This is a genomic window from Neisseria sp. P0014.S002 (genome assembly GCF_051958295.1).
GTDB lineage: Bacteria > Pseudomonadota > Gammaproteobacteria > Burkholderiales > Neisseriaceae > Neisseria > Neisseria flavescens_B.
This window is the reverse complement of sequence record NZ_JBQCVO010000004.1, coordinates 20,444-32,950: the sequence shown is the minus strand read 5'-3', so window position 1 is coordinate 32,950 and position 12,507 is coordinate 20,444. Positions and strand designations below refer to the sequence as shown.

The following is a 12,507-nucleotide window of genomic DNA, read 5'->3' as shown; positions in this document are numbered from 1 at the left end:
AAAATCAGAAAGAATTGAACTTTTTGCGAACCAGCTAACCTGCAAATGCTATCAGTAATTGGGCAAACTGGCAAATCATGCTGTAGATATTGATAGGATGTAGAGGTTGAAATTAGGATTTTTTTTTAAAGAGTTTTTTAAAGAGTTATGGAGCTTGTTTTTAAATCGAGATATTGAGTGGATACAGTAAAAAATATCAGATATTTGAGGAAGTTTATTCGAATACGAAAAATATTTTTCAAATTTTGTTGTAAATAGAAAATTAAATTTAGATTATCTGGTTTTTTACAAAGAGAATAGGCCGTCTGAAGACTCTAAAGAGATTAAGGAGAAATGGGATTTGAAAATGGCGATTGTAGAGGAAGGGTAAATGAAAAAAAATGACATGTACAGGCTATTTTAGCGCTGACATGTCATTTATGTAGGAAGTTAGAATTTCAGACGGCCTTTAAGCGGCAGAGCCTTTTTGAGCGAATTGTTTCCATTGAGCCAAAAGCTCTTTGAGAACGTCTTGCTGTTCATGTCCATGTTGGATGGCTTCTTGCAACCAGAAACAAGCATTGTTGATGTCTTTTTCTACACCCATGCCGTGATAATACAGGCAGGCAAGATTATATTGAGCCATCGTGTCTCTTTGTCTGGCCGCCGCTTCAAACCATTTTGCAGCTTGGGTATAGTCGACAGGTACGCCTTGTCCGCTGTAATACATCATGCCAAGATTGGTTTGGGATTTGCTGTGTCCACGTTCTGCGGACTGATGGTATAGATCCAGTGCTTCAGCGTAATTCTGTTGGCGTTTTAAGCCATAGTGCGCTGCAAATGCCAGCTTGTACAAACGTTCAGCTTCCTGACGTTGGAGGGCGATTTCTTTCGTCAGCTCATAGTTTTGCTGGTTATTCAATGCACTGTCAGACAGAAGTTTTTGGTAAGCAACAAGATTACCTAAATCAGCCGAGCGTTGATAATATTGACGGGCCATGTCTGCATCAACTGCTCGTCCCAATCCGTAGCGATGGATATCACCTAAAAGGCGCAAGCCTTCCGGATCATTTTGATCTGCTGCAAATTTAGCGTGCTGATAGGCCTTTTGAGGGTCTCGTTCGGTGTTTTTACCCAATAGATATATTTCGGCAAGTGCTACATGCGCATTACTGTCATCTTGTTCGGCAGCTTTTTCGAACCATTTCAATGCTTCAGCAGAATTTGATGCGGCTAAGAGTTCTCCAAGAGAAGTTTGCGCCGGAACAATGTCGTAATCGGCGGCAATACGCAAATGTTCGATGGCTTTTTCAGGATTTTGTGCAACACCTTGCCCCAATTTGTATTGAAGGCCGAGTTGCCAGTGTGCCGCAATAAATCCCTGTGCAGCGGATTGCTGATAAAGTTTATGGGAATATTCCAAATCAGGAGAGCTGGAGTATTGGTAATGTTGGGCTAAGAAGTATTGTGCCTGAGGATTTTGTTGTTCGGCAGCTTTTAATGCCCATTTGACTGCTTCTTGGTCATTGCCATTGTCTGCGTATAAACGCATCAGGCGCAGTTGGGCAGGAGCCAATCCTTCTTCGGCAAGCTCTTGATAGGTTGCAATGAGCTTTTCTACTTCTATTCCATTATTTTCTTGTAACTGGAGAAGATTATAGCGGGCATATGGATGACCAGCTCTTGCAGCTTGTTTTAAATATTCAACTGCAATTACTAAATCTTGCTCATTTTCATGGTGTTCGATCAGGCATCCTGCCAGCTGAAATGCAGCCTCAATATGCCCGGCTTCTGCTGCTTCGCAGAGCAATGGAATGGCTCGTGCAAAGTCAGGTGGGTCTTGAGTGATTAATTTTTCTGCTAGCAGAAAAGATTCTTCATATTGTTGAGCATTCATCGGTTTGCTTTTATATTTTGTGAAGGATTAAGAATAAAATTATCGGCCGACAAGGTGCGGCCGTTATGATTTTGTAATTTTGAGGTTATTTACAAAAACAGACAACCGTATTTGTATTTTTATACTTAGAATAATGGAATAATTTGTTTTATGCTGCATAAATACAACAGAAGGGTGTGATAAAGTGGGTTGAGAAAATACTTCTGCTGTTTATTCAGTTTAAATTATTCATCGTCCGGTTTTTTACGCCACAAAACAAGTAATTTACCAATATGTTGCACCAGTTGGGCACCCAGTGTTTCACACAGGGCATCACAAATTTCAATACGTTCAGCACGATCATCGCCAAAAACACGGACTTTAATCAATTCGTGCGCTGTCAATGCGGCATCGGTTTCTTTGATGACCGAGTCGGTCAAGCCTTGTTGGCCAACCATAACGACAGGGTGGAGGTGGTGTGCTTGGGCTTTCAAGGCCAAAATTTCTTTGGTGCTTAATTTGTTGTCGCTCATATTAATAAGTATCCAATTAAAAAGAATAATGGCTATATTGTACGCGATTTAGAACATTTACGGGGGAAATAACGTACAATGCTGATTTTAACTTAAGCATTTCAAATCAAGATGGCTGTACGCTCAAAATCTTCAAAAGCATGGCTGCATGAGCACGTCAACGATCATTATGTCCATATGGCACAAAAGGACGGATATCGTGCCAGAGCGGCTTATAAATTATTGGAAATTAATCAGAAAGACAAATTAATCAAGCCAGGTACGGTTTTGGCGGATTTGGGCAGTGCGCCGGGAAGTTGGTCACAGGTGGCGGCCAAGCTGGTCGGTAAAACTGGGGCTGTGTTTGCTTTGGATATTTTACCGATGGATGCTATTGAAGGCGTGTCGTTTATTCAGGGCGACTTTAGGGAAGATGCTGTTTTGGAACAGTTTGAAGCCTTATTGGATAATCGTCCGTTAGACCTTGTAATCTGCGATATGGCACCCAATATGTCAGGCAATGCCGTAACAGACCAGGCACGCAGTTTTTATTTGTGTGACCTGGCTTTGGATTTTGCCTCCCAACATTTGAAAACCGGGGGCAGTTTTTTAGTGAAGGTGTTTCAAGGCGCGGGTTATCAAGAGTATACGGCGGCTATGCGTGAAATTTTTGCCAGTGTACAAACTCGAAAGCCGGATGCTTCCCGCAATCGTTCCAGTGAGATTTACCTATTAGGTAAAAATAAACGCTGACAATGTAGGGTGGGTGCTTTAAAATTCTTTCCCTTGATTTTATTTATTTTGTAACCATGGAGCCTGTTCAGTGGGGAATACCATTAAAAACATATTAGTCTGGGTAGTGGGTGGTGCTATGCTTTTAGCAGCATTCAATGCGCTCAGCGATAAGCAGGAAGATAAACAGCAAATCGAATATTCTCAATTTATTCAGCAAGTTAATAGTGGCGAAGTATCCAATGTCAATATTGAAGGATCTGTTGTCAGCGGCTATCTGATTAAAGGTGAGCGCACCGATAAAACTTCCTTCTACACCAATGCGCCTTTGGATGACAACTTGGTTAAAACACTATTGGACAACAAAGTACGCGTCAAAGTGACTCCGGAAGAAAAACCAAGCATGTTGGCCAGTCTGTTTTACAGCCTGTTGCCTGTTTTGTTGTTGATTGGCGCATGGTTCTACTTCATGCGCATGCAAAGCGGCGGTGGCGGTAAAGGCGGCGCATTCTCTTTTGGTAAGAGCCGTGCACGTTTGTTGGACAAAGATTCCAATAAAGTTACTTTTGCCGATGTTGCCGGTTGTGATGAGGCAAAAGAAGAAGTACAAGAAATCGTGGATTACCTGAAATCGCCTAACCGTTACCAAAGTCTGGGTGGTCGTGTACCGCGCGGTATTTTGTTGGCCGGTAGCCCTGGTACGGGTAAAACATTGCTGGCTAAAGCGATTGCTGGTGAGGCCGGTGTGCCATTCTTCAGTATTTCAGGTTCTGACTTCGTAGAAATGTTTGTCGGTGTCGGTGCGAGCCGTGTCCGTGATATGTTCGAGCAGGCTAAGAAAAACGCGCCATGTATTATTTTTATTGATGAAATTGATGCGGTTGGCCGTCAGCGCGGTGCCGGTTTGGGCGGTGGTAATGATGAGCGTGAGCAAACATTGAACCAATTATTGGTTGAAATGGATGGTTTTGAAAGCAACCAAACCGTTATTGTGATCGCAGCAACCAACCGTCCTGATGTACTTGACCCTGCGTTGCAGCGTCCGGGCCGTTTTGACCGTCAAGTCGTTGTTCCATTGCCTGATATCCGTGGCCGTGAGCAAATCTTGAAAGTACACGCTAAAAAAGTACCTTTGGATGCATCCGTAGATTTGACTTCTTTAGCACGCGGTACCCCTGGTTTTTCAGGTGCCGATTTGGCAAACTTGGTCAATGAAGCAGCTTTGTTTGCCGGTCGTCGCAATAAAGTGAAAGTCGATCAAAGCGACTTTGAAGATGCTAAAGACAAAATTTACATGGGTCCGGAGCGTCGCAGCATGGTGATGCACGAAGATGAAAAACGTGCGACAGCCTATCATGAGGCCGGTCATGCCATCGTAGCGGAAAGCCTGCCGTTTACCGATCCGGTTCACAAAGTAACCATTATGCCTCGTGGCCGTGCATTGGGTTTGACTTGGCAGCTGCCTGAGCGTGACCGCATCAGTATGTACAAAGACCAAATGCTGAGTCAGCTCTCAATCTTGTTTGGTGGCCGTATTGCTGAAGATATTTTTATTGGCCGTATTTCTACCGGTGCATCTAACGACTTTGAGCGTGCAACTCAAATGGCACGCGAGATGGTAACGCGTTATGGTATGAGCGACAAAATGGGTGTGATGGTTTATGCTGAGAACGAAGGTGAAGTATTCTTGGGTCGCAGCGTAACCCGTTCTCAAAATATTTCCGAGAAAACACAACAAGATATCGATGCGGAAATCCGCCGTATTTTGGATGAGCAATACCAAGTCGCTTACAAAATCTTGGATGAAAATCGCGATAAGATGGAAACCATGTGCAAAGCACTGATGGATTGGGAAACCATCGATCGAGACCAAGTTTTGGAAATTATGGCCGGTAAACAACCTAGCCCGCCTAAAGATTACAGCCACAATGTCCGTGATGACAAAGTAGAAGAGCCTGAAGCGCCTGTTGCTGAAGCTGTTGAACCTGTTGAGCAAAATGAGGTTCAGAATACTGAGTCAGTAGAAGCAGACAAAACAGATAAATCTGTATAAGGTTTGAAACAGAAAACGGTAGCTTTAAAGCTACCGTTTTTATTTTGAAGATAAGCAAAAGGCCGTCTGAAAATTTCCAGACAGCCTGATTTGATTTGGTTAATTACAAAACAGCCAAAGCTGCTTCGTAGTTAGGCTCGTTCGCAATTTCAGAAACCAACTCAGCGTGAAGAACTTGGTTTTGCTCGTTCAAAACCACCACTGCACGGGCAGTCAGGCCGCGTAATGGGCTTTCTGTCAGTGTAACACCGTAATCGTTAGAAAAGCTGCTGCGGAATGTAGAAAGTGTCACTACATTTTCCAAACCTTCTGCACCGCAGAAACGGGCTTGTGCGAACGGTAAATCGGCAGAAATACACAAAACGACGGTATTGTCCAAAGAAGAGGCTCGTTTGTTGAAAGTGCGGACGGACTGGGCGCATACGCCTGTGTCAATGCTAGGGAAAATATTCAGCACTTTGCGTTTGCCTGCAAAGTCAGCCAATGATTTCTCAGATAGGTCTGCTGCTACCAATGTGAAATCGGGTGTAACTTGGCCGATAGCGGGCAAATTGCCGTTTGTAGAAATAGGTGAGCCTTGGAAAGTAACTTGAGCCATGATTCAGTCCTTGTGTCAGTGGGGAAATAGGATAGTCAAGAGTTTAGTAATGACGGCGACGGAAATAAAACGTGCCTTCGCTGTCAATTTCTAAAATATAGCGGCCGTTTTGTACGGCGGCATAACCGCTTTTGCCCTCGGTATAAGGCTGCAAAGCAGCGTGTGAAATCAGATAGTCGGTCAGTTTGCTGCTGTCTTGGGCAATATTGTCCACTATTTTTGCAAAGGCAGTGTGGCAGACGCCGTTGGCTGACCAGCCGGCTGAAACGCCTTTTTCATTTTTTTCCATGCATTGGCCGCTGATGGCTTCTAAGTCGGTAGGGTGCTTGCCAATCAGATTGATGACGCCGCCCTCTATGCCGTTAATCGGATAGGTGCGTTGTTTCTTACCTTCTTTGGTTTCGCCTTCTTGAGCTGTACCCAAATCCAAACCGGCTATGGCTTGTTCATCGATATATTTAACTTTGAAGGTAGGCTTGGGCGCTTTGCCTAAAGCAGCATCATTGGCTGCAGTATCTTCAGATTTACCGCCGCAGGCAGCCAATGAAAGGCTGAGCAAGATAAGGGGGAAGGTTTTTTTCATATGAGAAACCCTAGAAAACGATTATATTTCAAATGATAAACGATATTATGGCCGTCTGAAATATTCAGACGGCCTTACTATTATTTCAACGGACGAATACCTACTGCATCGCGTACTTTATCCAACAATTCGCGTGCTTCTTTACGCGCTTTTTGTGCACCGGCCTGCAAAATGTCTTCAATTTGAGAGGGTTTGGCGGTCAATTCATTGTAACGCTCGCGCGGCTCTGCGAGTTCGGCATTGATTTTTGCGCCCAAGAGTTTCTTAGCTTCACCCCAAGCAAGGCCTTCGGCCAGCATTTGCGTGAACTCAGCAGTTTCAGACGGCGTGGAGAAAGCTTTGTAGATTTCAAATAGAGGACTTTCATCAGGCTGTTTCGGCTCGCCGGGTTCTTTCATATTGGTGATGATTTTGTTGACCGATTTTTGGGTTTTCTTGTCGTTTTCCCAAAGCGGAATGGTATTGCCGTAGGACTTGGACATTTTGCGTCCGTCCAAGCCGACCAAGAGTTCGACATTTTCGTCGATTTTCACTTCTGGCAGGGTGAAGAGCTCTTGGAAGCGGTGGTTGAAGCGGCCGGCAATATCGCGTGCCATTTCAACGTGTTGGATTTGGTCGCGACCGACTGGAACTTCATGGGCATTGAACATAAGGATGTCGGCAGTCATGAGGATAGGGTAGCTGTACAGGCCCATTTCCACGCCGTGATCCGGATCTTCCTGACCGTTTTCAGTATTTGCCTGTACTGCAGCTTTATAAGCGTGGGCGCGGTTCATCAGGCCTTTTGCGGTGATACAGGTCAGAATCCAGTTCAACTCCATGACTTCGGGGATGTCGCTTTGACGGTAGAAAGTGGTTTGTTCCGGATTAAGTCCGCAGGCGAGCCATGTGGCAGCAACAGCTTGAGTAGATTGATGAATCATTTCCGGCTCATGACATTTGATGATGCCGTGATAGTCGGCTAAAAAGAGGAATGATTCAGTATTGGAATCTTGCGCCGCGCGGATAGCAGGGCGGATGGCACCGACATAGTTGCCTAAGTGTGGAATACCTGTTGTGGTAACGCCTGTTAAAACTCGTTTTTTGCTCATGAAAGTATCCTTCGGCACAAAGGCCGTCTGAAAATAAATATGGTGCCGATTATACCTGATTATTCTTGATTTTTCAGATGGCCTTTTGAGCAAAGGGTAACTGGATAATAAAAGTTATACACATAAAATTGTAAAAATAAAACTTTATAAAACAATAATATAGTAAAAATTTTTGATTAATGGAGTAAATAACTATTGAGTTATCCACATTTGCGCTTATATAGGCTCTAACAGAATATATTTGAAGAGGAACGTAAAATGAGATTTGATAAATTGACTGCTAAATTCCAGCAAGCTCTGCAAGAAGGTCAAAGTTTGGCGTTGGCTGCAGACAGCAGCTATCTGGAAGCGGGATTCGTACTGAAAGCCCTGCTTGACGACCAAAACAGCGGAGCCGCCGCGCTCTTGGCTCATGCGGGCGTGAATGTGCCACAGGTGAAGCAGCGTTTGCAACAACATTTAAACAGCTTGCCGAAAGTGTCCGGTCAGGGCGGCGATATTCTGCCCAGCCGCGAATTGCAGGCAGTGTTGAACCTGATGGACAAAGCGGCAACCAAACGCGGCGATGCCTATATCGCCAGCGAACTTTTCCTGCTTGCCTTGGTGCAGCAGAACGATGCGATCGGCAAAATCCTGAAAGAAGCCGGTGCGACCGAACAAAACATCAATGCCGCGATTGACGCGGTACGAGGAGGACAAAACGTGAACGATGCCAATGCCGAAGACCAACGCGATGCGCTGAAAAAATACACGCTCGACCTGACCCAGCGCGCCCGCGACGGCAAACTTGACCCCGTTATCGGCCGCGACGACGAAATCCGCCGCGCGATTCAGGTGCTGCAACGCCGCACCAAAAACAACCCCGTGTTGATCGGCGAGCCGGGTGTGGGTAAAACCGCTATCGTCGAAGGTTTGGCGCAACGCATCGTCAACGGCGAAGTGCCCGAATCCCTGCGCAACAAACGCCTGCTGGTTTTGGACTTGGCGGCATTGATTGCCGGCGCGAAATACCGCGGCGAATTTGAAGAACGCTTGAAAGGCGTGTTGAACGACTTGGCGAAAGACGACGGCAACACCCTGATTTTCATTGATGAAATCCATACTTTGGTCGGCGCGGGTAAAACCGACGGCGCGATGGATGCGGGCAATATGTTGAAACCGGCTTTGGCACGCGGCGAATTGCACTGCATCGGCGCGACCACCTTGGACGAATACCGCCAATACATCGAAAAAGACGCGGCACTCGAACGCCGCTTCCAAAAAGTATTGGTCGGCGAACCCAGCGTGGAAGACACCATCGCCATCCTGCGCGGTTTGCAGGAGCGTTACGAAATCCACCACGGCATCGACATCACCGACCCCGCCATCGTTGCCGCCGCAGAATTGAGTGACCGCTACATTACCGATCGCTTCCTACCCGACAAAGCGATTGATTTGATTGACGAAGCCGCCAGCCGCATCAAAATGGAGCTGGACAGTAAGCCTGAGCAGATGGATAAACTTGACCGTCGCATTATCCAGCTCAAAATGGAAAAAATGCACGTTGCCAAAGAAACTGATGATGCCAGCAAAAAACGTCTGGAATTGATAGACGAAGAAATCGACGGTCTGCAAAAAGAATACGCCGATTTGGACGAAATCTGGAAAGCTGAAAAGGCGGCATCATCCAGCACTGCCGACATCAAGAAACAGATGGACGACATCAAAGTCAAAATCGAGCAGGCCAAACGCCAAGGCGATTTTGCCCGCGCGTCCGAACTCGAATACGGTGAGTTACCGAAATTGGGTGCACAGTTGCAGGCAGCGGAAAGCAACTCCGACGGCAAAAAACAAAACAAACTTTTCCGTACTGAAGTCGGCGCGGATGAAGTAGCCGAAATCGTTTCCCGCATGACCGGTATCCCCGTGTCAAAAATGATGGAAGGCGAACGCGACAAGCTGTTGAAAATGGAAGAAGTATTGCACCGCCGCGTGGTTGGTCAAGACGAAGCCGTGCGTGCCGTGTCTGACGCTATCCGCCGCAGCCGTTCCGGTTTGGCCGATCCGAATAAACCTTATGGCAGCTTCTTGTTCTTAGGTCCGACCGGTGTGGGTAAGACCGAATTGTGTAAGGCATTGGCAGGCTTCCTGTTTGACAGCGAAGATCATCTGATTCGTATCGATATGTCTGAATACATGGAAAAACATGCTGTTGCCCGCTTAATCGGTGCGCCTCCCGGCTATGTCGGCTACGAAGAAGGCGGTTACCTGACTGAGCAAGTCCGCCGCAAACCATACAGCGTGATTCTTTTGGATGAAGTGGAAAAAGCCCATCCGGATGTATTCAACATCTTGCTGCAAGTATTGGATGACGGCCGTTTGACTGATGGACAAGGTCGAACCGTGGACTTCAAAAATACCGTTATCGTGATGACTTCCAATATCGGTAGCCAACATATCCAACAAATGGGTACTCAGGACTATGAAGCGGTGAAAGAAGTTGTGATGGAGGATGTGAAAGATCATTTCCGTCCTGAAATGATCAACCGTATTGATGAAGTAGTCGTGTTCCACGGTTTGGATCAGGCCAATATCCGCAGCATTGCGAAAATCCAGCTTAAAGGTTTGGAAAAACGTTTGGAAGCACAACATCTGCATCTGAAAGTTGATGAAGCTGCCTTGGATCTGATTGCTAAAGCCGGTTTCGACCCTGTGTATGGTGCCCGCCCCCTCAAACGCGCCATTCAGTCAGAAATCGAAAACCCGCTGGCAAAAGCATTGCTTGAAGGCAAATATGCACCTGATAGCACAATCCATGTTAAAGAAGAGGGTGGTAAGCTCTTGTTTGCATAAGGTTAAAACAATGTAGTATGTTGTTGTAAAAGGCCGTCTGAATTCTTTCAGACGGCCTTTCCTAGTTATTGATTCACATCATATATTTGTTATGTAATTTGATTATTCATTGAATTTTAGAGAATATTAATCGAAAATCTTGTGCCATCGGTTGATAAAGAATGCGATATAATCCGACCTGTTTGCCGAGGTTCTTGCTAAATATCTCATTTTGTGTAATAATACTACAATGCAAAAACTGACTAATCAAAATCTTCACATTGTTTTGTCGGAGCGCTTAAATGATACCGACTTTGTTCTTATTCTCAATGCATTAATCAAATTTTTGCGCCGAGGAGGCAAAAAACAGGCTTCTGAACGTTTCGATTTGATTTTATCTACTTTAAAACAAGACGATGCTTTATGCCGTCAATTTAGCCTGCGTTTCTATACCTGGTTGTCCAAAGTTCACATCTATCCTGCGCTGATTAAGCTGGGTATTTTCTCGCGCCATAGTTTTACTCGGGAGATGGGCATACGGATTTACGAACGTTTTAGCCCGTCTTATAAAGATTTTTCCAATCTGCGCGAAGTATTTTTATATCTTTTTCATTCAAAAAACGATGATAAATGGTTGCAAACCCTGAGTTTGCGCCAATGGTTGAGCATGTATGAATTGTTGCAGGGTAAAGCGGATCCTGCTTTGCTTCAGATGGCCAGCCGACAGTTGGCGGATGCCCGTTTGCGAGCGGTAGAAATGCTGTCTATTTGGATTGCTTCCGAAGCGATTGAGCCGGATTTAATACGGATCGCCCCCCGTTTATTGGAGGCGGATTCGGCATTTGTTGCTTTGCAACGTGAAATTGCAAAATTGGTTGAACACTATCGCCACAGTGAAGAAACTTACGATACGGCGCACTTGGAGGTCATGTTTGACCAGTGCGACAAGCAAATTGAGTATCTGCGTCGTCGTGGTACAGGAGCAGGGTCTGGTTCGTCAGTGAAAGTGGCGCACTTGCTGGAGCGTTTGCAACAAACTATCAGCCGTCTGAAACTGTTGACCAATATTCAAATTGAAACCGGCAGCCGTACCCGCTTAACCATCAATCTGATGAATGCGATGATTTATGCGGCGGTAGAGCAATACAGCACCAGCCACTTGCGTAAAAGCAGTATCCGAATGCTGGCGCGTAGTATTACGGAAAACAAAAGCCATCATGGTGAGCATTACATTACGCGCAACCGTAGCGAATATTTCAAAATGTTTTATTCCGCAGCAGGCGGTGGCGTAATTATTGCTTTGATGGCATTGAATAAAATCCATATTGCGTCTTTGGGATTCAGCGAGTTTACTACTTCCTTCCTTGCCGGACTTAACTACGGCTTAGGCTTTATGCTGATTCATATGCTGCACTGCACAGTTGCGACCAAGCAGCCTGCCATGACGGCGGCGAGCTTTGCCGAGCAGGTGGACTCAAATGAAGGCAGCAAAGCGGTGGACAACAAGTTGGCAAAACTGCTGATTGATGTGTGCCGTTCGCAAAGTGTTGCCGTGTTTGGCAATGTATCGATTGCCGTATTGTTGGCGGCGGGGATTGCTTGGGGTTATGCCTACACGCATGGCCAGCCCTTGTTGAACGAAGCGGTTACAGCCTACCAGCTTAAATCTATTGAGATTTTTACCCAGCCGACTTTATGGTATGCCGCTATTGCCGGTGTATGGTTGTTTTGCTCGGGGATTATTGCCGGCTTCTTTGACAACCGTTCCGATTATCTGAACCTGCGTCAGCGTCTGCCATTTAATCCGTTTTTACGAAAAATCATGCGTCCACAGCCGCGCCGCCATTTGGCCGCTTATATTCATAAGCATTACGGATCGCTTATGGGCAATTTTATTTTCGGTATGCTTTTGGGTATGACCGGCTATTTTGGCCATCTTTTCGGCTTGCCGCTGGATATTCGCCATGTGGCGTTCTCTTCGGCAAATTTGGGTTATGCCGCGATTAGCGGTCATACAGATATATTCACTTTTATTCTTGGCTTGGCAAGTGTATTGGCAATCGGCATGGTGAATCTGGTGGTCAGCTTTTCTTTGGCTTTGGCTGTTGCGCTTCGTTCTCGCGGTACGCGTTTGGGCAGTATGCGTAATCTGCTGAAGAGCTTCTGGAGTCAAGTGAAAGCGAATCCTTTGATTTTGCTGTATCCGGTTCAAGTGAATAACAAAGAAAACACGAAGTAAGATTGAAGAAAGGCCGTCTGAATATATACTTTT

General features: G+C 45.7%; 9 protein-coding genes. 4 read left to right on the top strand and 5 right to left on the bottom strand.

The genetic code is table 11. The features are described 5' to 3' along the window. Positions 1–448 precede the first annotated feature (448 nt). Entirely contained in the window at positions 449–1,876 is a 1,428-nt protein-coding gene (locus ACTHSX_RS05545; protein ID WP_440377052.1) for a tetratricopeptide repeat protein, read from the bottom strand. Positions 1,877–2,100: 224 nt separating this feature from the next. Further along, positions 2,101–2,388: a ribosome assembly RNA-binding protein YhbY gene (gene yhbY / locus ACTHSX_RS05540; protein ID WP_070631077.1), complete on the bottom strand. Its 288-nt coding sequence runs from the start codon at positions 2,386–2,388 to the stop codon at positions 2,101–2,103. Positions 2,389–2,499: 111 nt separating this feature from the next. Here yhbY and ACTHSX_RS05535 point away from each other — a divergent pair, with 111 nt between their 5' ends. Together ACTHSX_RS05535 and ftsH are read left to right on the top strand one after the other, a co-directional pair. Beyond that, positions 2,500–3,120, top strand: a complete 621-nt coding sequence (locus ACTHSX_RS05535; RefSeq protein WP_070591269.1) for an RlmE family RNA methyltransferase — start codon at positions 2,500–2,502, stop codon at positions 3,118–3,120. A gap of 70 nt (positions 3,121–3,190) precedes the next feature. Further along, on the top strand, positions 3,191–5,152 hold the full coding sequence (ftsH, locus tag ACTHSX_RS05530) for an ATP-dependent zinc metalloprotease FtsH (protein ID WP_440377051.1): 1,962 nt from the start codon (positions 3,191–3,193) through the stop codon (positions 5,150–5,152). Between the two features lie 103 nt (positions 5,153–5,255). On the opposite strand, the gene tpx is transcribed toward ftsH, so the two are convergent. The 3 genes from tpx to trpS all read right to left on the bottom strand — a co-directional run bounded on the left by tpx (position 5,256) and on the right by trpS (position 7,424). Next, the gene (gene tpx / locus ACTHSX_RS05525; RefSeq protein ID WP_440377050.1) at positions 5,256–5,750 is read right to left on the bottom strand and encodes a thiol peroxidase; all 495 of its coding nucleotides are present in this window, start codon (positions 5,748–5,750) and stop codon (positions 5,256–5,258) included. A gap of 43 nt (positions 5,751–5,793) precedes the next feature. Then, on the bottom strand, positions 5,794–6,333 hold the full coding sequence (locus ACTHSX_RS05520) for a hypothetical protein (protein WP_440377049.1): 540 nt from the start codon (positions 6,331–6,333) through the stop codon (positions 5,794–5,796). Positions 6,334–6,413: 80 nt separating this feature from the next. Further along, complete coding sequence (gene trpS / locus ACTHSX_RS05515; RefSeq protein WP_004520609.1) at positions 6,414–7,424, bottom strand: tryptophan--tRNA ligase; 1,011 nt, start codon at positions 7,422–7,424, stop codon at positions 6,414–6,416. Positions 7,425–7,682: 258 nt separating this feature from the next. On the opposite strand from trpS, the gene clpB reads away from it, so the two are divergent. Together clpB and ACTHSX_RS05505 are read left to right on the top strand one after the other, a co-directional pair. Next, entirely contained in the window at positions 7,683–10,256 is a 2,574-nt protein-coding gene (gene clpB, locus ACTHSX_RS05510; protein WP_440377048.1) for an ATP-dependent chaperone ClpB, read from the top strand. 229 nt (positions 10,257–10,485) lie between these two features. Next, positions 10,486–12,474 (top strand): site-specific recombinase, encoded by a 1,989-nt coding sequence (locus ACTHSX_RS05505; RefSeq protein ID WP_440377047.1) that lies wholly within the window; start codon positions 10,486–10,488, stop codon positions 12,472–12,474. The last annotated feature ends 33 nt before the right edge of the window (positions 12,475–12,507 follow it).